Origin of the sequence: Aeromicrobium sp. SORGH_AS_0981, from assembly GCF_031453195.1 — a bacterium.
Classification (GTDB): domain Bacteria; phylum Actinomycetota; class Actinomycetes; order Propionibacteriales; family Nocardioidaceae; genus Aeromicrobium.
The window spans coordinates 2,566,103-2,589,875 of the sequence record NZ_JAVIZD010000001.1; the positions used below are offsets into that span (position 1 = coordinate 2,566,103).

20 protein-coding genes and 1 pseudogene are annotated in these 23,773 nt (G+C 72.4%); 18 read left to right on the forward strand and 3 right to left on the reverse strand.

Annotated elements, in window-relative coordinates:
- Window positions 1-73: 73 nt before the first annotated feature.
- The 16 genes and pseudogenes from pyrR (at window position 74) to QE370_RS13000 (ending at window position 17,544) form a co-directional block, all read left to right on the forward strand.
- Window positions 74-682, forward strand: coding sequence for a bifunctional pyr operon transcriptional regulator/uracil phosphoribosyltransferase PyrR (pyrR, locus tag QE370_RS12925; RefSeq protein ID WP_253025747.1), 609 nt, complete (start codon window positions 74-76; stop codon window positions 680-682).
- Window positions 679-1,678 (forward strand): annotated as a pseudogene (locus QE370_RS12930) (aspartate carbamoyltransferase catalytic subunit). The gene pyrR and the pseudogene QE370_RS12930 overlap by 4 nt, the downstream one beginning before the upstream one ends.
- Window positions 1,675-2,979 carry a dihydroorotase gene (locus tag QE370_RS12935; RefSeq protein ID WP_309634593.1) on the forward strand — a complete coding sequence of 435 codons (1,305 nt, stop codon included), beginning with the start codon at window positions 1,675-1,677 and terminating at the stop codon, window positions 2,977-2,979. Before QE370_RS12930 ends, QE370_RS12935 begins: the two are co-directional and overlap by 4 nt.
- The gene (gene carA, locus QE370_RS12940) at window positions 2,976-4,178 is read left to right on the forward strand and encodes a glutamine-hydrolyzing carbamoyl-phosphate synthase small subunit (protein ID WP_309634594.1); all 1,203 of its coding nucleotides are present in this window, start codon (window positions 2,976-2,978) and stop codon (window positions 4,176-4,178) included. Before QE370_RS12935 ends, carA begins: the two co-directional genes overlap by 4 nt.
- On the forward strand, window positions 4,178-7,498 hold the full coding sequence (carB, locus tag QE370_RS12945) for a carbamoyl-phosphate synthase large subunit (RefSeq protein ID WP_309634595.1): 3,321 nt from the start codon (window positions 4,178-4,180) through the stop codon (window positions 7,496-7,498). The genes carA and carB overlap by 1 nt, the downstream gene beginning before the upstream one ends.
- Window positions 7,495-8,310, forward strand: coding sequence for an orotidine-5'-phosphate decarboxylase (gene pyrF, locus QE370_RS12950; protein WP_309634596.1), 816 nt, complete (start codon window positions 7,495-7,497; stop codon window positions 8,308-8,310). Before carB ends, pyrF begins: the two co-directional genes overlap by 4 nt.
- A 65-nt stretch (window positions 8,311-8,375) precedes the next feature.
- Window positions 8,376-8,819: a hypothetical protein gene (locus QE370_RS12955; RefSeq protein ID WP_253025759.1), complete on the forward strand. Its 444-nt coding sequence runs from the start codon at window positions 8,376-8,378 to the stop codon at window positions 8,817-8,819.
- Between the two features lie 61 nt (window positions 8,820-8,880).
- Window positions 8,881-9,204 carry an integration host factor, actinobacterial type gene (gene mihF, locus QE370_RS12960; protein WP_309634597.1) on the forward strand — a complete coding sequence of 108 codons (324 nt, stop codon included), beginning with the start codon at window positions 8,881-8,883 and terminating at the stop codon, window positions 9,202-9,204.
- Window positions 9,194-9,790: a guanylate kinase gene (gene gmk, locus QE370_RS12965; RefSeq protein WP_309634598.1), complete on the forward strand. Its 597-nt coding sequence runs from the start codon at window positions 9,194-9,196 to the stop codon at window positions 9,788-9,790. The genes mihF and gmk overlap by 11 nt, the downstream gene beginning before the upstream one ends.
- Window positions 9,791-9,826: 36 nt before the next feature.
- Window positions 9,827-10,135, forward strand: a complete 309-nt coding sequence (rpoZ, locus tag QE370_RS12970) for a DNA-directed RNA polymerase subunit omega (RefSeq protein ID WP_083516376.1) — start codon at window positions 9,827-9,829, stop codon at window positions 10,133-10,135.
- Window positions 10,136-10,145: 10 nt separating this feature from the next.
- On the forward strand, window positions 10,146-11,399 hold the full coding sequence (gene coaBC, locus QE370_RS12975; RefSeq protein ID WP_309634599.1) for a bifunctional phosphopantothenoylcysteine decarboxylase/phosphopantothenate--cysteine ligase CoaBC: 1,254 nt from the start codon (window positions 10,146-10,148) through the stop codon (window positions 11,397-11,399).
- A gap of 83 nt (window positions 11,400-11,482) precedes the next feature.
- A complete protein-coding gene (metK, locus tag QE370_RS12980; protein ID WP_253025765.1) occupies window positions 11,483-12,670 on the forward strand; it encodes a methionine adenosyltransferase in 1,188 nt (395 codons plus the stop codon).
- A gap of 367 nt (window positions 12,671-13,037) precedes the next feature.
- The gene (locus tag QE370_RS12985; protein ID WP_253025767.1) at window positions 13,038-14,120 is read left to right on the forward strand and encodes a sugar ABC transporter substrate-binding protein; all 1,083 of its coding nucleotides are present in this window, start codon (window positions 13,038-13,040) and stop codon (window positions 14,118-14,120) included.
- A gap of 121 nt (window positions 14,121-14,241) precedes the next feature.
- Window positions 14,242-15,003 (forward strand): ATP-binding cassette domain-containing protein, encoded by a 762-nt coding sequence (locus tag QE370_RS12990; RefSeq protein WP_253025769.1) that lies wholly within the window; start codon window positions 14,242-14,244, stop codon window positions 15,001-15,003.
- 8 nt (window positions 15,004-15,011) lie between these two features.
- The gene (locus QE370_RS12995; RefSeq protein ID WP_253025770.1) at window positions 15,012-16,307 is read left to right on the forward strand and encodes a sugar ABC transporter permease; all 1,296 of its coding nucleotides are present in this window, start codon (window positions 15,012-15,014) and stop codon (window positions 16,305-16,307) included.
- A 52-nt stretch (window positions 16,308-16,359) separates the two neighbouring features.
- Window positions 16,360-17,544 carry an ROK family protein gene (locus tag QE370_RS13000; protein WP_309634600.1) on the forward strand — a complete coding sequence of 395 codons (1,185 nt, stop codon included), beginning with the start codon at window positions 16,360-16,362 and terminating at the stop codon, window positions 17,542-17,544.
- Between the two features lie 12 nt (window positions 17,545-17,556).
- On the opposite strand, the gene QE370_RS13005 is transcribed toward QE370_RS13000, so the two are convergent.
- Genes QE370_RS13005 through xylB form a run of 3 tightly spaced genes read right to left on the reverse strand, consistent with a single transcriptional unit; the run spans window position 17,557 to window position 21,308 of the window.
- Window positions 17,557-18,705, reverse strand: a complete 1,149-nt coding sequence (locus tag QE370_RS13005) for an ROK family transcriptional regulator (RefSeq protein WP_309634601.1) — start codon at window positions 18,703-18,705, stop codon at window positions 17,557-17,559.
- Window positions 18,706-18,707: 2 nt separating this feature from the next.
- Complete coding sequence (gene xylA / locus QE370_RS13010; RefSeq protein WP_309634602.1) at window positions 18,708-19,868, reverse strand: xylose isomerase; 1,161 nt, start codon at window positions 19,866-19,868, stop codon at window positions 18,708-18,710.
- Between the two features lie 54 nt (window positions 19,869-19,922).
- A complete protein-coding gene (gene xylB / locus QE370_RS13015) occupies window positions 19,923-21,308 on the reverse strand; it encodes a xylulokinase (RefSeq protein ID WP_309634603.1) in 1,386 nt (461 codons plus the stop codon).
- Window positions 21,309-21,452: 144 nt separating this feature from the next.
- Between xylB and QE370_RS13020 the strand changes: the two genes are divergently transcribed.
- Together QE370_RS13020 and QE370_RS13025 are read left to right on the forward strand one after the other, a co-directional pair.
- Complete coding sequence (locus QE370_RS13020) at window positions 21,453-23,177, forward strand: alkaline phosphatase D family protein (RefSeq protein ID WP_309634604.1); 1,725 nt, start codon at window positions 21,453-21,455, stop codon at window positions 23,175-23,177.
- A 59-nt stretch (window positions 23,178-23,236) separates the two neighbouring features.
- Window positions 23,237-23,740 (forward strand): flavin reductase family protein, encoded by a 504-nt coding sequence (locus QE370_RS13025; protein ID WP_309634605.1) that lies wholly within the window; start codon window positions 23,237-23,239, stop codon window positions 23,738-23,740.
- Window positions 23,741-23,773: the final 33 nt, after the last annotated feature.

Sequence of the window (23,773 nt, forward strand, 5' to 3'; positions counted from 1 at the left end):
CGCTGCTAGGCTCGAGCCGTTCCATCCGACGTCCTTTAACCACCGTCCCGTGAGGCGGAGAAGGAGGTCAGACATGGTCGTGCCCGACGGCACTCCCGGTCCTGACACGCGTGACCCGGCACCCGGCGCTTCCGCCGCAGACGAGGCCGGTCGCACGGTCCTCGACGAGACCGACATCTCGCGGGCGCTGACCCGCATCACCCACGAGATCCTCGAGCGCAACCGCGACGCCGACGGGCTCGTCATCCTCGGCATCCCCACCCGGGGCGTGCCGCTCGCGCGCCGGATCGCGGCCCGCATGAGCGAGGTCGAGGGCCGGACGATCACCGCCGGTGCGCTCGACATCACGATGTACCGCGACGACCTGCACAGCGGCCCGGTGCGGTCGCTGGAGCACACCGAGATCCCTGAGGACGTCGACGGACGCACCGTCGTGCTCGTCGACGACGTGCTGATGAGCGGTCGCACCATCCGTGCGGCGCTCGACGCCCTCGCCGACCTCGGCCGGCCGAAGGCCGTGCAGCTGGCGGTCCTCGTCGACCGCGGCCACCGGGAGCTGCCCATCCGCGCCGACTTCGTGGGCAAGAACCTGCCGACGTCGCTCGCGGAGAAGGTGCGCGTCCGGCTCGCCGAGGTCGACGACCAGGCCGACTCCGTGACGATCCGAGGAGGGGTCGCGTGAAGCACCTGCTGAGCGCCGGCGACCTGAGCCGCGACGAGGCCGTCCGCATCCTCGACACCGCCGAGGAGCTGCTCGGCGTGGCGCAGCGGCCCATCAAGAAGCTCCCGACGCTGCGCGGCCGGACGGTCGTCAACCTCTTCTTCGAGGACTCCACGCGCACCCGCATCAGCTTCGAGGCGGCGGCCAAGCGGCTCTCCGCCGACGTCATCAACTTCTCCGCCAAGGGCTCGAGCGCCTCCAAGGGCGAGGGCCTGAAGGACACCGCCCTGACGCTGCAGGCGATGGGCGCCGACGCGGTCGTCGTCCGCCACGGGGCGTCAGGTGCGCCGCACCGCCTGGCGCACGAGGCCTGGACGAAGGGAGCCGTGGTCAACGCCGGCGACGGCACGCACGAGCACCCCACCCAGGCCCTGCTCGACGCCTTCACCATGCGTCGCCACCTGGTTGGCGGGGGTGCCGGGGCGCGGGCGGCGGATGGTGCAGGCGCCGACACCGGTGCCGACCTCGCCGGCAAGCGGATCACCATCGTCGGCGACGTGCTGCACAGCCGTGTCGCCCGCTCCAACGCGCTCCTGCTGCACACGCTGGGCGCGCACGTCACGCTCGTCGCCCCGCCGACGCTGCTGCCGGTCGGCGTCCACACGTGGCCGGTCAGCACGTCCTACGACCTCGACGCCACGCTCGAGGGCACCGACGCGCTCATGATGCTGCGGGGTCCAGGGGGAGCGGATGAACGCCGCCTACTTCCCGAGCGCCCGCGAGTACAGCCGCCGCTACGGCCTCGACCGCGCGCGCATGAACCGGCTGCCCGACCACGCGGTGGTCATGCACCCCGGCCCGATGAACCGCGGCATGGAGATCAGTGCCGACGTCGCCGACTCCGACCGCTCCGTGATCGTCGAGCAGGTCACGAACGGCGTCGCGGTGCGGATGGCCGTGCTCTACCTGCTCCTCGGTGGCGCGCCCGCCGACGGCTCGAACGAAGGAACCGCATGACCGCCTACCTCCTCCGCAACGCGCGTCCGCTCGGCGGCGACCCCACCGACCTGCTGCTGCGCGACGGCGTGATCGTCGAGATCGGTGCAGGTCTCGAGGTCGACCAGGACGTCACGGTCGTCGACGCCGACGGCCTCGTCGCGCTGCCCGGTCTCGTCGACCTGCACACCCACCTGCGCGAGCCGGGCCGCGAGGACGCCGAGACGGTGCTCACCGGCACGCAGTCCGCCGCGCGCGGCGGGTTCACCTGCGTGCACGCGATGGCGAACACCTCGCCGGTCGCCGACACCGCGGGTGTCGTCGAGCAGGTCTGGCGGCTCGGCCGCGAGGGCGGCTTCTGCGACGTCCAGCCCGTCGGCGCCGTCACCGTCGGGCTGAAGGGCGAGCGCCTCGCCGAGCTGGGCGCCATGGCCGACTCCGCCGCGGGCGTGCGCGTCTTCTCCGACGACGGCATCTGCGTGTCCGACGCGGTGCTGATGCGCCGCGCGCTCGAGTACGTCAAGGCCTTCGACGGCGTCGTCGCGCAGCACGCGCAGGAGCCGCGGCTCACCGAGGGCGCCCAGATGAACGAGGGCGCCCTGTCGGGCGAGCTCGGCCTGGTCGGCTGGCCGGCGGTCGCCGAGGAGGCGATCATCGCCCGCGACGTGCTGCTCGCCGAGCACGTCGGCTCCCGCCTGCACGTCTGCCACCTGTCCACGCGCGGCTCCGTCGAGATCGTCCGCTGGGCGAAGAGCCGGGGCATCGACGTGACCGCGGAGGTCACGCCGCACCACCTGCTCCTCACCGACGAGCTGGTCCGCAGCTACGACCCGATCTACAAGGTCAACCCGCCGCTGCGCACCGCCGACGACGTCGCCGCGGTCCGCGAGGGCCTGGCCGACGGCACCATCGACATCGTCGCGACCGACCACGCGCCGCACCCCATGGAGGACAAGGAGTGCGAGTTCGCGGCCGCCGCCTTCGGGATGATCGGCCTCGAGACCGCGCTGTCGATCGTGCAGCAGACGATGGTCGACACCGGCGCCCTTACCTGGGAGCAGGTCGCCGAGGCGATGTCGGCGCGCCCGGCGCGCATCGGCCGGGTCGCCGAGCACGGCCGACCGCTGGCCGTCGGTGAGCCGGCGCACGTCGTCCTCTACGACCCGTCCGCCACGCGCGTCGTCACCCCCGGCGACACCGCGTCGCTGTCGCGCAACACCCCCTACGCCGGGCACGAGCTGCCCGGCCGGGTCGTCGCCACGTTCCTGCGTGGCGTCCCCACCGTCCTGTCCGGCGAGCTGACCGAAGGAGTCCACCCATGAGCCAGACCCACGAAGCCTTCTCCTCCCGCCGCCCGGAGCGCCGCGTCCCCGCCGTGCTCGTGCTCGAGGACGGTCGCGCGTTCCGCGGCGAGTCCTTCGGTGCGCAGGGCACGACGATCGCCGAGATCGTCTTCGCCACGGGCATGACCGGCTACCAGGAGACGCTGACCGACCCCTCCTACCGCGGCCAGATCGTCGTCATGACGGCGCCGCACATCGGCAACACCGGTGTCAACGACGAGGACTTCGAGTCCCGACGCGTGTGGGTCGACGGCTACGTCGTGCGCGACCCCTCGCGGGTGCGCAGCAGCTGGCGCTCGAACCGGTCGCTCGACGACCTGCTGACCGAGCAGGGCGTCGTCGGCATCAGCGCCGTCGACACCCGCGCGCTCACGCGTCACCTGCGCGAGCGTGGCTCGATGCGTGCCGCGATCAGCAGCGACCCGCAGCACGTCGGGGGCTCGCTCGACGCCCTCGTGGCGCTGGTGAACGAGGCACCCCCGATGGAGGGCTCCAGCTTCCTCGACGACGTCACGACGCCCGAGCCCTACGTGGTGCCCGCGGTGGGGGAGAGGCGGTTCACCGTGGCCGCCGTCGACCTCGGCATCAAGGGCATGACCCCGCGCCGGCTGGCCGAGCGCGGCATCGAGGTGCACGTGCTGCCCGCCTCCTCGACCATCGACGACGTGCTGGCGGTCGGTGCCGACCAGGGGGGGCCGAGCGGCGTGTTCATGTCCAACGGCCCCGGCGACCCGGCCACGGCCGACCACGTCGTCGGCGTGCTGCGCGAGGTGCTCGAGCGGCGCATCCCGTACTTCGGGATCTGCCTGGGCAACCAGATGCTCGGCCGCGCCCTGGGTCGAGGCACCTACAAGCTGAAGTACGGGCACCGCGGCATCAACCAGCCGGTGCAGGACCGCACGACGGGCAAGGTCGAGATCACGAGCCAGAACCACGGCTTCGCGGTCGACGCGCCGCTCGACGGCACGTTCGAGACGCCCTACGGCGACGCGCACGTGACCCACGTCGGCCTCAACGACCAGGTCGTCGAGGGCGTCGCGCTCGTCGACGGACCCGCGTTCAGCGTCCAGTACCACCCGGAGGCCGCCGCCGGCCCGCACGACGCGGCGTACCTGTTCGACCGGTTCGTCCAGCTGATGAACGACCACGCCCCCGACCACGCGAAGGTGAGCGACTGATGCCCAAGCGCACCGACATCTCCTCGATCCTCGTCATCGGCTCCGGCCCGATCGTCATCGGGCAGGCCTGCGAGTTCGACTACTCCGGCACCCAGGCGTGCCGCGTCCTCCGCGAGGAGGGCATCCGCGTGATCCTCGTGAACTCCAACCCCGCGACGATCATGACCGACCCCGAGTTCGCCGACGCCACGTACGTCGAGCCGATCACGCCCGAGTTCGTCGAGAAGGTGATCGCGAAGGAGCGTCCCGACGCCCTGCTCGCGACCCTCGGCGGCCAGACCGCGCTGAACGCGGCGATCGCGCTCGACAAGGCCGGGACGCTCGAGAAGTACGGCGTCGAGCTGATCGGCGCGTCGGTCGAGGCGATCGAGAAGGGCGAGAACCGCGAGATCTTCAAGCGGATCGTCGAGGGTCTGCCGAAGGAGTGGGGCGCGGAGGTGGCCCGCTCGGTCATCTGCCACACGATGGACGAGTGCCTCGCCGGCGTCGAGCAGCTCGGCGGCTACCCCGTCGTCGTGCGCCCGTCGTTCACGATGGGCGGGTCCGGCTCGGGCCTGGCCTACGACGAGGACGACCTGCACCGCATCGCCGGGTCCGGCCTGGCGCTGAGCCCCACCACCGAGGTGCTCCTGGAGGAGTCGATCCTCGGCTGGAAGGAGTACGAGCTCGAGGTCATGCGCGACACCGCCGACAACGTGGTGATCGTCTGCTCGATCGAGAACTTCGACCCGGTCGGCGTGCACACGGGCGACTCGATCACCGTGGCCCCGGCCCTGACCCTCACCGACGTCGAGTACCAGCGGCTGCGCGACATCTCCCTCGGCGTCATCCGCGAGGTCGGCGTCGACACCGGCGGCTGCAACATCCAGTTCGCGGTCAACCCGGAGAACGGCCGCATCGTCGTCATCGAGATGAACCCGCGCGTGTCGCGCTCGTCGGCGCTCGCGTCCAAGGCCACCGGCTTCCCGATCGCCAAGATCGCCGCCAAGGTGGCCATCGGCTACACGCTCGACGAGATCCCGAACGACATCACCCGCGAGACGCCCGCGTCGTTCGAGCCGACGCTCGACTACGTGGTGGTGAAGGTGCCGCGGTTCGCGTTCGAGAAGTTCCCGGCCGCCGACTCGACCCTGACGACGCACATGAAGTCCGTCGGCGAGGCGATGGCCATCGGCCGCAGCTTCACCGAGGCGCTGCAGAAGGCGCTGCGCTCGCTGGAGCGCCCGGGCGCGGAGTTCGACTGGAGCAAGGAGTGGGTCGAGCTCGACAAGACGAACCTGCTCGAGGAGATCGAGCGCCCGCACGACGGCCGCCTGAAGAAGGTCATGGACGCGATCCGCGCCGGCGCCACGCCCGACGAGATCTTCGCGGCCACGAGCATCGACCCGTGGTTCGTCGACCAGCTGGCCCTCATCAACGAGGTGGCCACGGAGCTGATCGAGGCGCCCGAGCTGTCGCCGGCGCTGCTGCGCCGGGCGAAGCGGCACGGCTTCTCCGACGCGCAGCTCGGCCGGATCCGCGGCATGTCGGCCGACGTCGTGCGCGGCGTGCGGCACGCGCTCGGCGTGCGCCCGGTCTACAAGACGGTCGACACGTGCGCGGCGGAGTTCGCGGCGCGCACGCCGTACCACTACTCCTCCTACGACGAGGAGACCGAGGTCGAGCCGCGCGAGAAGCCTGCCGTGCTGGTGCTGGGCAGCGGCCCGAACCGGATCGGCCAGGGCATCGAGTTCGACTACTCGTGCGTGCACGCGGTGCAGGCGCTCAGTGCGGTGGGCTACGAGACCGTCATGGTCAACTGCAACCCCGAGACGGTCTCGACCGACTACGACACCGCCGACCGGCTCTACTTCGAGCCGCTGACGCTCGAGGACGTGCTGGAGGTCGTGCACGCCGAGCAGCAGGCGGGCCCGGTGGCCGGCGTCGTCGTGCAGCTGGGCGGCCAGACGCCGCTCGGCCTGGCCGCGGGCCTGGAGGCCGCCGGCGTGCCCATCGTCGGCACGCAGCCGTCGGCGATCGACCTCGCGGAGGAGCGTGGCGCGTTCGGCCAGGTGCTCGACGCCGCCGGCCTCGTCGCGCCCAAGAGCGGCATGGCCACGACGTTCGAGCACGCCCGGCAGATCGCCGACGAGATCGGCTACCCGGTGCTGGTGCGTCCGTCGTACGTGCTCGGCGGGCGTGGCATGGAGATCGTGTACGACGAGCAGACGCTCGAGGAGTACATCTCGCGTGCCACGGAGATCACGCCCGAACGTCCGGTGCTCGTCGACCGGTTCCTCGACGACGCCATCGAGATCGACGTCGACGCGCTGTTCGACGGCGAGGAGCTGTTCCTGGGCGGGGTCATGGAGCACATCGAGGAGGCCGGGGTGCACTCCGGTGACTCGGCGTGCGCGCTCCCGCCGATCACGCTCGGCGGGCTCGAGGTCGACCGCATCCGCGAGGCCACCGAGGCCATCGCGCGGGGCGTCGGGGTGCGCGGGCTCGTGAACATCCAGTTCGCGCTGTCGTCGGACATCCTCTACGTCATCGAGGCCAACCCGCGGGCGAGCCGCACGGTGCCGTTCGTCTCCAAGGCCACGGCGACGCCGCTCGCGAAGGCCGCCGCCCGGATCATGCTGGGGGAGTCGATCGCCGACCTGCGCGCCGAGGGGCTGCTGCCCACGGGCCGCGACGGTGGCCTGCTGCCCGACGACGCGCCGATCGCGGTCAAGGAGGCCGTGATGCCCTTCAACCGGTTCCGCACGTACGAGGGCACCTACGTCGACACGCTGCTCGGCCCGGAGATGCGCTCGACCGGCGAGGTCATGGGCTTCGACACGACCTTCGGCACGGCGTTCGCCAAGAGCCAGGCCGGTGCCCAGAACGGCCTACCCACGTCGGGCAAGGTGTTCGTGTCGGTCGCCAACCGCGACAAGCGGCACATGATCTTCCCGATCAAGCGCCTCGCGGACCTCGGCTTCGAGATCCTCGCGACGAGCGGCACGGCCGTCGTGCTCGCACGCAACGGCGTGCAGGCCACGGTGATCCGCAAGCTGCACGAGACACCGCTGCCGGGGCAGGAGCCGTCGACGATCGTCGACAAGATCCGCGAGCAGGACGTCGACCTCATCATCAACACGCCGCACGGCATCTCCGCCGGCACGAACGCCCGCATGGACGGGTACGAGATCCGCACGGCCGCGGTGGCCGAGGGCATCCCGTGCATCACGACGGTCCAGGGCCTGGCGGCCGCCGTGCAGGGCATCGAGGCGCTGCAGGAGCAGCGTGTCGGGGTCCGCTCGCTGCAGGACTGGGCGGCGCGGGTGACGGCGTCGTGAGCTTCGGCTCGCGGGCCCGTGCCGCGATGGACGCGTACGGGCCGGTCTGCGTCGGCATCGACCCCCACGCCTCGCTGCTCGAGGCGTGGGGGGTCGGCGACACCCTCGACGGGCTCGACCGCTTCGCCGCAGCCTGCGTCGAGGCGTTCGCCGGCCAGGTCGCGTTCGTGAAGCCGCAGTCGGCGTTCTTCGAGCGGTTCGGGTCGCGCGGCGTCGCGATCCTGGAGCGCACGCTGCAGGACCTGCGCCACACCGGCACGCTGACCGTGCTCGACGTCAAGCGCGGCGACATCGGCTCGACCGCCGCCGCCTACGCCGAGGCCTACCTCGACGAGGACAGCCCGATGGCGGCCGACGCGGTGACCGTGAGCCCGTTCCTGGGGTTCGGGTCGCTCGCGCCGTTCCTGGAGGAGGCCGAGAAGAACGACGCCGGCGTCTTCGTCCTCGCGCTCACCTCCAACCCCGAGGGTCCGCAGGTGCAGCACGCGACCGCGGGCTCGGGGCGCACGGTCGCCGGCGACGTGCTCGCGGCGCTGCGCGAGGCGAACGCGGGCGCGACGCCGATGGGCTCCTACGGCGCCGTCGTGGGCGCCACGATCGGCTCGACCGACGAGGATCTCGACGTGAACGGGCCGCTGCTCGTCCCCGGGTTCGGCAGCCAGGGCGGCACCGTCGACGACCTGCGACGCATCTTCGACGGCGTCACCCGGCACGTGCTGCCGTCGACGTCGCGACAGGTGCTCCAGGCCGGACCCGACGTGGCCGCGCTGCGCGGCGCCGCCGTCGCCGTGAACGACTCCCTGCAGTTGTAGGCTCCCCTCGTGGCCGACGTCCGTCGGCCCTGGTCAGAGCATCCCGACCCCTCGAGGAGACCCGCATGACGCGACCCCGTGCGAAGCACGTCGCCACGGCTGCCGCGGCCGCGCTGTCGACCCTGCTGCTCACCGGGTGCGGTGGCCAGAGCCCGTACTGCTCGGCCATAGAGAAGAACGCGGACGCGCTCAACTCCTTCGGCAAGACCCGTACCGACGCCGGCTACGCGGCGTACGCGAAGGCCTTCCGGACCGTCTCGAAGGAGGCGCCGTCCTCCGTCCGCAAGGACTGGGCGGCGCTGGCCGACGTCACCGACGGCGTGCTCGCGGCGCAGAAGAAGGTCGGCCTCCCGCTGGAGGACATGAAGGACAAGGCCGTCGTGGCGAAGCTGGACGAGACCCAGCTCAGCACCCTCAACGACGCCTACGAGAAGTTCAACGACACGTCGGCGCAGCGGACCGCCGTCGTCAAGAACGCGAAGACCGAGTGCGAGATCACCCTCAAGTGACCGCTCCGCATCCCGCCCACGCCGGCCCGACGACGCGCCCGGCACGAGAGAGGACGACATCGTGGCCCTCCCACAGCTGACCCCCGAGCAGCGGCAGGCCGCCCTCGTCAAGGCCGCGCAGGCCCGGCAGGTGCGCGCCGAGGTGAAGAACCGCCTCAAGCACTCCGGCGCCAGCCTGGCCGACGTGATCAACGAGGCGCGGGTCGACGACGTCATCGCCAAGCTCAAGGTGAGCGACCTGCTGCAGTCGATGCCCGGCGTGGGCAAGGTCCGCGCCAAGGAGATCATGGACCGCATCGGCATCGCCGACAGCCGTCGGCTGCGGGGCCTCGGCGTCAACCAGGTGCAGGCGCTGCTGCGCGAGTTCGGCAGCCGTGAGCGCTGACCCGGCCACGTCCGAGTCACCCGTCCGCTCCCGGCTCGTCGTCCTCGCCGGCCCGACCGCGGTCGGCAAGGGGACGGTCGCGGCCTGCGTGCGCGAGGAGCGGCCGGACATCTGGATCTCCGTGTCGGCCACCACCCGCCCGCCCCGTCCCGGTGAGCAGGAGGGCGTGCACTACCACTTCGTCAGCGAGGCCGAGTTCGACCGGCTCGTCGAGACCGACGGGCTGCTCGAGTGGGCCGTCGTGCACGGTCGCCACCGCTACGGCACGCCGCGCGGTCCCGTCGAGGAGCGACTCGACGCGGGGGAGCCCGCCCTGCTCGAGCTCGACCTCCAGGGTGCGCGCCAGGTGCGCCAGGCGATGCCGGACGCCCTCATGTGCTTCCTCGCACCGCCGTCGTTCGAGGAGCTCGAGCGCCGACTCGTGGGGCGCGGCACCGAGGGGCCCGAGGAGCGCGAGCGCCGCCTGCGCACCGCCCGCGAGGAGCTCGCCGCCGAGGCCGAGTTCGATCTCACGATCGTCAACACCGACGTCCGGGCCGCGTGCCGGGAGTTGATAGACTTGTTCGACGGGCCCGCGCGGGCCTGACCCGAACTTTCCGCCATCCATTCTCTGCGAGGCACAGTGACCAGCACGCGTTCCGTGGCCGAGGGCATCACGAACCCGCCCATCGACGACCTGCTCGACAAGGCCGACTCCAAATACAAGCTGGTGCTCTACAGCGCCAAGCGCGCGCGTCAGATCAACGCGTACTACTCCCAGCTCGGCGAGGGCCTGCTGGAGTACGTCGGACCGCTGCTCGAGACCGAGGTCCAGGAGAAGCCGCTCTCCATCGCCCTGCGCGAGATCAACGCGGACCTGCTGACGGTCGAGGAGACCGACGGCAGCGAGGGCTACCAGAGCAACGGGGCTGCTGCGTCGTCCCAGGTCTGACCTGCCCCGCATGAGCGAACCCGTTCCGGGCGACGTCCTACGTCCCCGCGTCGTGCTGGGCGTCGGCGGGGGCATCGCCGCCTACAAGGTGGCGTCCCTGCTGCGTCTGTTCACCGAGTCGGGTCACGACGTCCGCGTCGTGCCCACCCGGTCCGCGCTGCAGTTCGTCGGCGCCCCCACCTGGGAGGCGCTGAGCGGCCAGCCCGTCGCCACCGACGTGTGGTCCGACGTGCACGAGGTGCCCCACGTGCGGCTCGGCCAGGAGGCCGACCTCGTCGTCGTCGCACCGGCGACCGCCGACCTGCTCGCCAAGGCCGCGCACGGCCTCGCCGACGACCTGCTCTCCAACACCCTGCTGACCGCGCGGTGCCCCGTGGTGCTCGCGCCGGCCATGCACACCGAGATGTGGGAGCACGCGGCCACGCAGGCCAACGTCGAGATGTTGCGCTCGCGGGGCGTGCTCGTGGTCGAGCCCGCCGCCGGCCGGCTCACCGGCAGCGACACCGGCAAGGGTCGGCTCCCGGAGCCCGACCAGCTGTTCGCCGTCTGCCAGGACGTGCTCGACGCCCACGACCAGGACCTCGCCGGGCAGCACGTCGTGGTCTCCGCGGGCGGCACGCGCGAGTTCCTCGACCCCGTGCGCTACCTCGGCAACCGCTCGTCGGGGCTGCAGGGCATCGCCATCGCGCAGGCCGCGGTCGCGCGCGGCGCCAGCGTCACGCTCGTCGCCGCCAACGTCGGTCTGCCCGCCCCGGCCGGCGTCGACGTCGTCGAGGTGGTCACCACCGCCGAGCTGCACGCCGCCGTCGTCGACGCCGCGGCCCGCGCCGACGTCGTCGTCATGGCTGCGGCACCTGCCGACTTCCGTCCGGCGGACGTCTCGGGCAGCAAGATCAAGAAGCGCGCCGACGGGCGCACGCCGGTCGTCGAGCTCGTCGAGAACCCCGACATCCTCGCCGGCCTCGTCCGCGACCGCGGCGCGGCGCGACGTCCGTTCATCGTCGGCTTCGCCGCCGAGACCGGCGACGAGAACGCCAGCGTCGCGGGCCACGGTCGCGCCAAGCTCGAGCGCAAGGGCTGCGAGCTGCTCGTCGTCAACGACGTCAGCGAGGGCAAGGTCTTCGGACGGGAGGACACCGAGGCGGTGATCCTGGCCGCCGACGGCAGCGAGGTGCCGGTGCCGCCCGGCTCCAAGTCCAGGCTCGCCCACACGCTGTGGGACGAGATCGTCCGACGCGCGGGACGGCAGAACCCTTCGCGCTGAGCGTCGTTACACTCCGGGGAGTCACCCCGCCCACCGCCCGACGCCGTCGGGCGCCAGCGCACCCAGCCAACAGGAGAGATCGAGTGAGCCGCTTCTTCACGTCCGAGTCGGTGACCGAGGGCCACCCCGACAAGATCGCCGACCAGATCAGCGACAGCGTCCTCGACGCGCTGCTGGCGGAGGACCCCAAGAGCCGTGTCGCGTGCGAGACGTACGTGACCACGGGCCTCGTGCTCGTCGGCGGCGAGGTGACCACCGAGGCGTACGCCGACATCGCGCGCATCGCCCGCGACCGCGTCCTGGAGATCGGCTACGACTCCTCCGTCAAGGGGTTCGACGGTGAGTCCTGCGCCGTGCAGATCACCCTCGACGCGCAGAGCCCCGACATCGCCCAGGGCGTCGACAGCGCGTTCGAGAACCGCGCCGACGGCTCCGTCGACCCGCTCGACCTGCAGGGTGCCGGCGACCAGGGCCTCATGTTCGGCTTCGCGATCGACGAGACCCCCGAGCTGATGCCGCTGCCGATCACCATCGCGCACCGTCTCGCCGAGCAGCTGACCGCGGTCCGCAAGGACGGCACGCTGCCGTACCTGCGCGCCGACGGCAAGACGCAGGTCACCATCGAGTACGGCGACGACGACAAGCCGAAGCGGGTCGAGGCCATCGTCGTGTCGACGCAGCACGAGGAGGGCATCGACCTCGACGCCCAGCTCCGTGGCGACATCAAGAAGCACGTCATCGACGTCGTGCTCGGCCAGTACGACATCGACTCCAGCGACTACAAGCTGCACGTCAACCCCACCGGCCGCTTCGTCATCGGCGGGCCCATGGGCGACGTCGGCCTGACCGGCCGCAAGATCATCGTCGACACCTATGGCGGCTACGCCCGCCACGGCGGCGGCGCGTTCTCGGGCAAGGACCCGAGCAAGGTCGACCGCTCCGCCGCGTACGCGATGCGCTGGGTCGCGAAGAACATCGTCGCCGCCGGCCTCGCCACCAAGGCCGAGGTCCAGGTCGCGTACGCGATCGGCGTCGCCAAGCCGGTCGGCTTCTACGTCGACACCTACGGCACCGAGACCGTCCCGGTCGACACGATCCGCGAGGCCGTCCTCGAGGTCTTCGACCTGCGACCCGGCGCCATCGTCCGCGACCTCGACCTGCTCCGCCCCATCTACGCGCAGACCGCCGCGTACGGCCACTTCGGCCGCCCCGGCCTGCCGTGGGAGGACACCGGCCGCGCCGAGGCCCTCAAGGCTGCCGCGCACGCCTGACCTGCAACGCCACCACCGCCCGCCATCCGCCCGGATGGCGGGCGGTGGTGCGTCAGGGCTTCGTCCTGCGGCTGCGGTGGTGTGGTCGGTCGTGGTCCCGCTCGCTGGTCGCCGGCGGGGCGGTAGGTAGCCCGCGTCATCGAGGCCCGGTAGCGCGTGTCAGCTACCGCCGACCCGCGTTCCGCGTCTCACCTACCGCCCGGGCGGGGGCTGCGGAAGAAATTCGTTTGTCCGCGACACGAAATTGTCTGAAGATGCTGGACGTGACCCCGATCACGCGATAGGTTCACGCAAACAACAATTGCGTCCGGGTGTCGATCAGATGTCGTCTCCGTGTCGCGCGAGATGAATCAAGGAGGCGGTTCGTGTGAAGCGGACGCGCAATCTGGTGCTGGCCGGGCTCATGGGTGCCACGCTCATGCTGAGCGCCTGCGGCAGCAGCGACTCGGGGAACGACGGCGGCGACAACAAGGGTGACGCGGGCAAGATCGGCGTCATCCTCCCCGACACCAAGTCCTCGGTGCGCTGGGAGTCGGCCGACCGTCCGGCGCTCGAGAAGGCCTTCAAGGAGGCCGGCGTCGAGTACGAGATCCAGAACGCCGAGGGCGACGCCGACAAGATGGCCACCATCGCGGACAGCATGATCGCCGACGGCGTCACCGTCCTCGCGATCGTCAACCTCGACTCCGACTCCGGTGCCTCCATCGAGGAGAAGGCCGCGCAGCAGGGCGTCAAGACGATCGACTACGACCGGCTCACGCTGGGCGGCTCGGCCGACTACTACGTCTCGTTCGACAACACCAAGGTCGGCGAGCTGCAGGGCCAGGGTCTCGAGCAGTGCCTCGGTGACAAGGACGCCAACGTCATCTACCTGAACGGCTCGCCCACCGACAACAACGCGACGCTGTTCTCCGAGGGTGCGCACAGCGTCCTCGACAAGAACAGCAAGTACAAGAACGTCGGCGAGCAGGCCGTCCCGGACTGGGACAACGAGCAGGCCGTCACGATCTTCGAGCAGCTGTACACGAAGGTCGACGGCGACGTCCAGGGCGTCTACGCGGCCAACGACGGTCTCGCCGGCTCGGTCATCTCGATCCTGCAGAAGAACGGCCAGGAGGGCAAGGTCCCGGTCACGGGCCAGGACGCCACGGTCGAGGGCCTGCAGAACATCCTCAAGGGCGACCAGTGCATGTCGGTGTACAAGTCGGCCACGCAGGAGGCCGGCGCGCTCGCCAAGGCGGCCATCGCGCTCGCCAAGGGCGACAAGGCCGAGACCAACGGCACCACCGAGGACTCCGAGGGCAAGCGTGAGGTTCCCTCGATCCTCCTCACCCCGCAGTCCATCACGAAGGACAACGTCAAGGACGTCGTCGACGACGGAGGCGTCAGCAAGGACGACCTCTGCGCCAACGACTTCGCGAAGCTCTGCGCGGACGCCGGCATCAGCTGACGTCCACCCCGACGTCCCGCGGGGGACGGTCCTGCCAGACCCTCCCCCGCGGGAGTCACGCTGGGCGCGACCGCGCCCGCACCGTCCGACCGCCCTCCTGCGACTCCCTGGAGACATCCCCATGACCACCAACCCGCTGCTGGAGCTGCGCGGCATCAACAAGAGCTTCGGCGCCGTCCACGTCCTGCACGACGTCGACTTCGCCGTCTACCCCGGCCAGGTCACGGCGCTCGTCGGCGACAACGGCGCCGGCAAGTCGACGCTCGTCAAGACGATCGCCGGCATCTACTCCGCCGACACCGGCCAGCGCTACTTCGAGGGCAAGCCCGTCGACATCCACGGCCCCCGCGACGCGGCCGACCTCGGCATCGAGGTCGTCTACCAGGACCTCGCCCTCTGCGACAACCTCGACATCGTCGAGAACATGTTCCTCGGCCGCGAGCTCATGAAGGGCCCGCAGCTCGACGAGGCCACCATGGAGGCCCGCGCCCGCGAGACCCTCGCGTCGCTGTCCGTGCGCACGGTCAAGTCGGTGCGCCAGAGCGTCGCCAGCCTGTCCGGCGGCCAGCGCCAGACCGTCGCCATCGCGAAGTCGGTCCTCTGGAACTCCAAGGTCGTGCTGCTCGACGAGCCCACGGCCGCCCTCGGCGTCGCCCAGACCCGGCAGGTGCTCGACCTCGTGCGCCGTCTCGCCGACCAGGGACTCGGCGTCGTGCTGATCTCCCACAACATGGTCGACGTCTTCGAGGTCGCCGACCGCATCACCACCCTGTACCTCGGCCGCGTGGCCGCCGACGTCGCGACGAAGGACGTCACCAACACCCAGGTCGTCGAGCTCATCACCGCGGGTCGCTCGGGCGACCTCGGGCTCGCATCCGTCTGAGAGGCACCATGACCACGTCATCCACGGGCACGCAGCCCGCCCAGAACGCCGGCAGCGGCCTCGCCGACTCCGACTTCGCGATCGACTCGCGCCAGACCACGACGCTCGGCGAGGCCTGGCAGGCCTACCTGAACCGCCTGCGCGGCGGCGACATGGGCGCCCTGCCCGCGACGCTCGGCCTCGTCGTCCTCTTCATCGTCTTCGGCTCGCTCAGCGACACCTTCCTCACCGCGCTGAACATCGCCAACCTCATCACCCAGGCCGGTGCGATCTGCGTGCTGGCCATGGCGCTCATCCCGGTGCTGCTGCTCGGCGACATCGACCTGTCCGCGGGTGTCGCGGGCGCGGTCGGGGCGGCGGTCGCGGCGCTGGCGATCGACGACCACGGGCTGCCCTGGTACGTGGCCGTCGTGGGCGCCCTCGTCGTCGGCATGGTGCTCGGTGGGTTCATCGGTGCGCTGGTCGCCAAGCTGGGCATCCCCAGCTTCGTCGTCACGCTGGCCTTCTTCCTGGCCCTGCAGGGCGTGCTGCTGAAGATGATCGGCCAGGGCGGCTCCGTCCGCGTGGCCGACCCGGTGCTGCGCGGCATCACCATCAAGAACGTGCCCGTCACCGTCGGCTGGATCGTCGCGGTCGTCGTCGTGGTCCTGTTCGCGGCCCTGACGCTGCTGCGCCACCGCACGCAGGTGAGCCGCGGTCTCGCGCACCAGCCGCTGAGCCTCATCCTCGTCAAGATCGCCGGCCTCGCGGTCGTCGTCCTGGGCCTCACGGCCCTGCTCAACGTCGACCGCAGCCGGAACCCGAACTTCCCGATCCAGGGCGTGCCGTACGTGCTGCTCGTGGTGGGCGCGCTGCTGGTGCTGTTCACGTTCCTGCTCAGCCGGACCCGCTACGGACGTCACGTGTACGCGGTGGGCGGCAACCGCGAGGCCGCTCGACGCGCCGGCATCAACGTCGACCGCATCCGCATCTCGGTGTTCGTCATCTGCACCTCGACGGCAGCCATCAGCGGCATCATCGCCGCGTCCTACGCCGGCAAGGTCTCGCCCTCCTCCGGAGGCGGCAACACGCTGCTGTACGCCGTCGGCGCGGCGGTCATCGGCGGCACGAGCCTCTTCGGCGGCAAGGGCAAGGCGCGCGACGGCGTCATCGGCGGTGTCGTGATCGCCACGATCGCCAACGGTCTCGGCCTGCTCAACCAGGCCAGCTGGATCAACTACGTCGTCACCGGAGGCGTGCTGCTGCTCGCCGCCAGCGTCGACGCCCTGTCGCGCCGTCGCCGGTCCGCGTCGGGCGTGAGCTGAGCCGACCATGCAGACGCGGGCCCGCGGGGGGGCGGGCACCAACCAGGAGGCCGTGAGGCGGCACAACCTGGGCACGCTGCTCGGCCAGGTGCACCTGAGGGGCCGCGTGTCCCGGGCCGACCTCACCACGCACATGGGCCTGAACCGCAGCACGATCGCGGGGCTGGTGACCGAGCTGGAGTCCATCGGCCTCGCCGAGCAGGTGCGGTCGGCCGCCGTGCGCAACGGCGCCGGCCGACCCTCGCCCGACGTGGTCCCGACGCCGGACGGGGCCCACGTCCTGGCCGTCGACGTGCGGGTCGACGGCCTGGCCGTGGCCCGCGTCGGGCTCGGCGGCACGGTGCTCGCCCGCGCCACCGGGCCCATCCCGGCCTCGCGCGACCCGCACGCGGTCGCCGACGCCATCCACGCGATGCTGCGCCTCGTGGTGCGCGACGCCGCCCCGAGCAGCGCGCTCGTCGGTGTCGGCATGGCCGTCCCCGGCGTGGTGCGCCGGTCCGACGGCATGGTGCGGCTCGCCCCGAACCTCGGCTGGGTCGACGTGCCGTTCAGCGCGATCCTGTCCGAGCGCCTCGGCCGGATCGCCCCGGTCGAGGTGGGCAACGACGCCGACCTCGGCGCGCTCTCGGAGCATCTACGCGGTGCGGGTGTCGACGTGGCTGATCTCGTGTACCTCTCGGGCGAGGTCGGCGTCGGAGCCGGAGTGATCGTGGGCGGGCACCGGCTCGTCGGCGCGGGCGGCTACGCAGGCGAGATCGGTCACCTGTCGCTCGACCCGCAGGGCCGTGAGTGCCACTGCGGCAACCGCGGCTGCTGGGAGACGCAGGTCGGCGCGCACGCCATCGCCGAGGCGATCGGCTGCCCGGCGGACCGGGTCGCGTCGCTCGACGAGGTGCTCGACGCGCTGACGAGCGCCGACGAGGACCTCCGCGAGGTCGGCCGGCTCCTGGGCCGCGGGCTCGCCAACGTCGTCAACCTGCTCAACCCGCAGGTCATCGTCCTCGGCGGGTTCCTCCGCTCGCTCTACCCCCTCGTCCGCGAGGAGGTCGACCGCACCCTGCACGCCGCCGCGCTCGTGGCGCCGCAGGAGCTGGTGCGGATCGCTCTGCCCGGTCTCGGGCCCGACGCGGTGCTGCTCGGTGCGGCCGAGACAGCCTTCGGCCGGCTGCTCGCCGACCCGGTCAGCTGCCTGGGCCAGGCCCAGCTCGACGTCGAGTCGGCGCTCGTCGTCGCCTGAGCGCCGGGCTGCTCAGAGCGCGGCGACGCCGCTGAGCACGTCGGCCAGCGCCTGCTCCGCGGCACCCAACGCGGCGGCCTCGATGCCCAGCTCGCCGACCCGCAACGTCGGTCGGTGCGCGTCCGCCGACGGCAGCCGGTCGGCCAGCGTGGCGTCCGCGTCGTCGAGGATCCAGGGGGCCAAGGGCTGGAAGTAGCCGCCCAGCACCACGGTCTCGGGGTCGAGCACCGTGCACAGGGCGGCCAGGCCGCGGCCGAGGTCGGTCGCCAGGGACCGGAGGACCTCGGCGGCGGTGGGGTCGGTCGACGCACGGTCCGCGACCTGGGCTGCGCGCTCCATGGGCGTGCCCTCGCCGGTCACGTCGACGGCCGCGAGCGTCGGCCGCAGACCGACCGTCGCCTCCCAGCACCCCAGCCGGCCGCAGGCACAGCGGCGGTCGGGCTGGCCGACGGGCATGTGGCCGACCTCGCCGGCGAAGCCGGACCCGCGCACGAGTCGACCGTCCTGCACGATCCCGCCGCCGATGCCGACGGTGCCGGTGATGTACAGCGACGACGCCGTGCCGCGGGCCGCGCCGTGGGTAGCCTCGGCCACGGCGGCGAGGTTGGCGTCGTTGTCGACCTGCACGGGCAGGCCCAGAGACGCCGTGAGCCGGTCGCCGGGCCGGGTGTCCGTCCAGCCCAGGTTCGGTGCGAGCCGGACGGTAGCGTGGTCGCGCTCGACCAGGCCGGGGACGGCGAGGTGGGCCCCGACGATGCGCCCGGGGGCCTCGCGCCGGACCTCCAGCGCGAGGCCCTCCAGCACGTCGAGGGCGTCGCCACCCTGCGGCACCTCGCGCGTCGTGGTGAGCACGCGCGACCCGGCGAGGTCGACGAGCGCCGCCGCCACGTAGTCGACGTTCACCTCGAGCCCGAGACCGAGCACGCTGCCGGCGACCAGCCCGACCGGGGTCGACGGTCGACCCCGGCCCTGCGAGGACGCCTCGCCCTCGACGACGACGGCGTGCTCGGCGAGCTCGCCCACGATCGCCCCCACCGTGGCCTTGGCCAGGCCGGTGCGACGCGCGAGGGTCGAGCGGCTCCCCGGGCCGTGGTCGCGCAAGGTGCGCAGCACCAGGGCCGTGTTGGCGCGTCGCAGCTGGTCCGGGGCGGCCGGGGGCATGCTCAGCGCACCCCGTACAGGTGCTCGAGCGCGAGCTGGTCGAGCCGCTCGAAGGCCATGCCGCGGGAGCCGAGGGTCTCGGGGTCCTCCTCCGGCGCGGCCTGCAGGTCCTGCCAGGTCTCGCCCTCGGCCAGGGTCGGCGTGGCCAGCTCGCCGACGCGCGACGCGGCGAGCGCCTCCTGCACGTCGGGGTCGGCGCGGAAGGCGAGCGCCTTCTCGCGCAGCACCAGGTAGTTGGTCATGCATGCGGCGGCGGCCGTCCACACCCCGTCCTCGTCCTCGGTGCGCGGCGTCTTGAAGTCGAAGTGCACCGGTCCGTCGTAGCCGCCCTGGAGCAGCGTGTCGACGACCCAGAACGCGCCCCGGGCATTGCCCGCGCCGAAGCGGAAGTCCTGGTCGTAGCGCGGGCCGGTCTGGCCGTTGAGGTCGATGTGGAAGAGCTTGTCGTGCCACAGCGCCTGCGCGTACCCGTGCGCGGCGTTCAGCCCGGCCATCTCCTCGTGCCCGATCTCGGGGTTCACGCCCACCAGCTCGGGGCGCTCGAGGCTGTCGATGAAGGCGAGGGCGTGGCCGATCGTCGGGAGCAGGATGTCTCCGCGGGGCTCGTTCGGCTTGGGCTCGATCGCGAAGCGCAGGTCGTAGCCCTGGTCCACGACGTACTGGCCCAGGAGGTCGAAGCCCTCCTTGTAGCGCGACAGCGCGGCCTGCACGTCCTTCGCCGCGCCGCTCTCGGCACCCTCACGCCCGCCCCAGCAGACGTAGACCTGCGCGCCGAGCTCGGCGGCGAGGTCGATGTTGCGCATGACCTTGCGCAGCGCGAAGCGGCGCACGGCACGGTCGTTCGACGTGAACCCGCCGTCCTTGAAGACGGGGTGGCCGAACAGGTTGGTCGTCGCGGTCGTCACGGCCAGGCCGGTGTCGGCGAGGCCCTGGCGGAAGCGGTCGAGGATGGCGTCGCGCTCGGACGTCGAGGAGCCGAAGGGCACGACGTCGTCGTCGTGGAAGTTCACGCCGTAGGCGCCGATCTCGGCGAGCTTCTCGAGCGCGTGGACCGGGTCCATCGGTGCGCGGGTCGGGTCGCCGAACGGGTCGCGGCCGGCGTACTGGACGGTCCAGATGCCGAAGGAGAACTTGTCGGCGGGGGTCGGGGTGGGGACGGACATGGTGCGCCTCTCGGTGGGTGGTGCGGTGGTCGGTGGTGGGTCGTCGGTGCGGGGTCAGGGCGTCAGGGCGGGCGTGCGGTCGCGCAGGCCTGCGTACGCGTGGCGGACGGCGGGCGTCGGCTCCGCCCGGAGCACCCGGGTGCCGGCGAGCGGCCAGGCCGGCGGCTCGGCCGAGCCGGTCAGGGTCCACGCCGCCTGGCGGGCGGCGCCGAGGGCGACGTACTCGGCGGAGGCCGGCAGCACGACGTCGCGTCCGAGCACGGCCGGTGCGAGCGCCTGCACAGCCGGGCTCTTGGCGCCGCCGCCGATGAGCAGCACGCGGTCGACCCCGGTGAGCCCCTGGGCCACGGCGTCGAGCGCGTCGGCCAGGGAGCACAGCAGCGCCTCGACGGCGGCCCGGGCGACGTCGGCGCGGCTGGTCGCCGTGGTGAGCCCGGCCCAGGTGCCGCTGGCGTCGGGCCGGTTCGGGGTGCGCTCGCCGTCGTAGTACGGGCTGACGGTGAGGCCGTGGGCGCCCGGCACGGAGTCGAGGGCGAGAGCGGCGAGCTCGTCGTGGTCGACGCCGAGGAGCCGTGCGTGCAGGTCGAGGATGCGTGCGGCGTTGAGCGTCGTGGCCATGGGCAGGTAGCGACCCGTCGCGTCGGCGAACCCGGTCACGACGCCGGTGCGGTCGACGACGGGGGAGTCGCTGACGGCGGCGGCGACACCGGACGTCCCGATCGACAGCGACACGTCGCCGGGCCCGAGCCCGAGCCCGAGGGCGGCCGCCATGTTGTCGCCCGTGCCGGGAGCCACGACGGCGCCGTGCTCGGTGGTGCCGACCTGCTCGTTCGGGCCGGCAACGCGGGGCAGTCCGGCGGCGTGGCCCAGGGCGCGCTCGAGGAGGTCCTCGCGGTAGGACCCGTCGGCCGCGGAGTAGTAGCCGGTGCCCGAGGCGTCGCCGCGGTCCGTGACGGGTGCGGAGCGACGACCTCCGGCGTGCCACGACAGGTAGTCGTGGGGGAGCAGGACGCGCGTCGTGCGTCGCGCGGCGTCGGGCTCGTGGTCGCGCAGCCAGCGCAGCTTCGTGATGGTGAACGAGGCGACGAGCACGCTGCCCACGGCCTCGGCGCAGGCGGCGGGTCCGCCGAGCTCCTCGACCAGCTCCGCGGCGGCAGCGGCCGAGCGGGTGTCGTTCCACAGGAGCGCGTCGTGGACGGGCTCGTCGTCGGCGTCGAGCGCCACCATGCCGTGCTGCTGCCCTCCGACGGCCACGGCGGCGGCGCGGGGGAGCAGGGGTCCGGCGGCGGCGTCGAACGCGTCGAGCCAGGCCCGCGGGTCGACGCTGGTGCCGTCGGGGTGGGGGGCCATGCGCGACGCGACGACCGTGCCGTCGTCGGCGTCGACGAGGACGGCCTTCGTGGACTGCGTCGAGGAGTCGACGCCGAGGACGAGGGGCATGCCCTCATATTCGTTCAGGGTCCGAACGAAGTCAAGCGTGCAGCGTGACGTGTCTCACGCGCGCGGGCGGCAGGGGCAGGGGCGTTCGGCGTGCGCTCCCGCGCGTGTCGCCGTGCGTTCATCCGCGACCGGTCGGCTGGGTCCATGACTGACACGCCCGCACCCACCACCCCACCCGCACCCGACCGCACGCGACGACGACTCGTCGTGGGCGGGGCCGTCGGCGCGGCCACGGTCGGCTCCGGCGGCGTCCTGGTCCCCGCGGCGGCCTCGGGGGCCGCCGCGGACCGACGCCGGCACGCCGACGCGCTGCGCCGCGACCCCTTCACGCTCGGTGTCGCGTCCGGCGACCCCGTGCCCGACGGCGTCGTGCTCTGGACCCGGCTCGCCCTCGACCCGACCGCGGCCGACGGGCGGGGCGGCATGCCCGACCGACCCGTCGCACTCACGTGGGAGGTGGCCAGCGACCCTCGCTTCCGCCGCGTCGTGCGGAGCGGTCGTGTGACCGCGCTCCCGCAGCACGCCCACAGCGTGCACGTCGAGGTCGAGGGACTGCGGCCGGGCCGGGAGTACTGGTACCGCTTCCGGGCCGGGCGTCACGTGTCGCGGGCCGCCCGCACCAGCACGTCACCGGCGCCGGGCACGCTGCCCGACTCCATGACGATGGCGTTCGCCTCCTGTGCCCAGCTCGAGCACGGCTACTTCAGCGCCTACCGCAACATCGCGGCCGACCGGCCCGACCTCGTCCTCCACCTCGGCGACTACCTCTACGAGTACACGGCGCGCGACTACGTGGCGCCCGGCGGGAACGTGCGCGACCACGAGGGTCCGGAGACCGTCGACCTCGCCTCCTACCGCCAGCGGCACGCCCAGTACAAGGCCGACGCTGACCTCCAGGCGGCCCACGCGGCCGCACCCTGGCTGGTGGTGTGGGACGACCACGAGGTCGACAACAACTGGGCGGGCGACACCCCCGAGAACATCGCGGAGAAGCCCGGGTTCGCCGCGCGCCGGGCGGCTGCGTTCCGTGCCTACTACGAGAACATGCCGCTGCGCCGCTCGTCGATCCCGCGCGGCGACCACCTGCAGCTCTTCCGTCGGCTGCACTGGGGTGCGCTCGCGTCGTTCCACATGCTCGACACGCGTCAGTTCCGCGACGACCAGGGCTGCGGCGACGGCTACAAGGCCGACTGCCCGGCGGCCGTCGACCCGAGCCGCAGCATCGTCGGACCCGCGCAGGAGCGCTGGCTGCTCGACGGGTTCCGCCGCTCGCGGGCCCGCTGGGACGTCATCGGCCAGCAGGTGTTCTTCGCGCAGCGCGACAGCACCGACGGTCCGGTGAAGACGGTGTCGATGGACGCGTGGGACGGCTACCAGGCGTCGCGGGACCGCATCACGCGCGGCTGGGTCGACGCGCAGGTCCGCAACCCCGTCGTGCTCACCGGTGACGTGCACGCCCACTGGGCCTCGGAGCTGAAGCTCGACTACGACGACCCGACGTCGCGCAGCGTCGGCACCGAGCTCGTGTGCTCGTCGGTCACGTCGGGCGGCAACGGCGCCGACAGCGCCGTGACGGCGCACCCGTGGCTGCGGTGGAACCCGCACCTGAAGCTGCAGAACAACCTGCGCGGCTACGTGCGGACCCGCATCACGCCCGACGACCTGACGGCCGAGTTCCGCTGCCTGCCCCAGGTGCGGACCCCGGGCGCGGAGGCGTTCACGCGGGCCACGTTCGTGGTGGAGGACCGCGTGCCGGCGCTGAACCTCGTCCAGGACCGTGGCGTCCCCGGGGCGCGGACGTTCGCAGGACGCTCGGCCGAGGAGGACACCCGCGCGACGATCGAGCACGAGACCGCGCGTCCGCGGTGACGGTCCTCGTGGACGCCCGCCGCGCTGCCGCGAGGTCCGGTGCTGCCTAGGCTGGCGGGGTGACGATCCACGACGAGCACCCGTTCGTGCCGCCCGAGGGGGAGCGCGACGTGCTCCGACGTCTGCGCGGCCGTCTGCCGGCGGCCGTGACGGTCTGGGCGGCCGGCGAGGAGCGGGGGAGGGTCGGGCTGACCGTCTCCTCGTTCCTGCTCGCCGCGGGCGAGCCGGCCCGGGTGCTGGCGCTGGTCGACGAGGAGTCCGACCTCTGGGACGCACGCCCCGAGCGCGTGAGCGTGAACGTGCTCGGGGCGGACCACGCGTACCTCGCCGACGCCTTCGCGGGGACGGCACCGGCGCCCGGCGGGCCGTTCACGCTGGGGTCGTGGAGCGACGGTCCCTGGGGACCGCGTCTCGACGACGCCGTCGCGTGGGTCGGCGTCAGCCTCGACGACGTCGAGCCCGGGCACGAGGGGTGGGGCCTGCTCCTGCGGGGCACCGTCGACGACGTCGACCTGCGCGACGGACCCGCCCTGACGCACCTGCGCGGTCGCTACCGCACCTGACGGTGGTGCCGGGCGTGCGTGAGGCCCGCTGGC

Coding starts and splice junctions, on each gene's coding strand:
- QE370_RS12935 (WP_309634593.1), top strand. CDS start 1,675: ATGACCGCCTACCTCCTCCGCAACGCGCGTCCGCTCGGCGGCGACCCC.
- QE370_RS12990 (WP_253025769.1), top strand. CDS start 14,242: ATGACCACCAACCCGCTGCTGGAGCTGCGCGGCATCAACAAGAGCTTC.
- carB (WP_309634595.1), top strand. CDS start 4,178: ATGCCCAAGCGCACCGACATCTCCTCGATCCTCGTCATCGGCTCCGGC.
- QE370_RS12955 (WP_253025759.1), top strand. CDS start 8,376: ATGACGCGACCCCGTGCGAAGCACGTCGCCACGGCTGCCGCGGCCGCG.
- coaBC (WP_309634599.1), top strand. CDS start 10,146: ATGAGCGAACCCGTTCCGGGCGACGTCCTACGTCCCCGCGTCGTGCTG.
- QE370_RS13020 (WP_309634604.1), top strand. CDS start 21,453: ATGACTGACACGCCCGCACCCACCACCCCACCCGCACCCGACCGCACG.
- xylB (WP_309634603.1), bottom strand. CDS start 21,308: ATGCCCCTCGTCCTCGGCGTCGACTCCTCGACGCAGTCCACGAAGGCC.
- xylA (WP_309634602.1), bottom strand. CDS start 19,868: ATGTCCGTCCCCACCCCGACCCCCGCCGACAAGTTCTCCTTCGGCATC.
- QE370_RS13005 (WP_309634601.1), bottom strand. CDS start 18,705: ATGCCCCCGGCCGCCCCGGACCAGCTGCGACGCGCCAACACGGCCCTG.
- carA (WP_309634594.1), top strand. CDS start 2,976: ATGAGCCAGACCCACGAAGCCTTCTCCTCCCGCCGCCCGGAGCGCCGC.
- pyrR (WP_253025747.1), top strand. CDS start 74: ATGGTCGTGCCCGACGGCACTCCCGGTCCTGACACGCGTGACCCGGCA.
- QE370_RS12995 (WP_253025770.1), top strand. CDS start 15,012: ATGACCACGTCATCCACGGGCACGCAGCCCGCCCAGAACGCCGGCAGC.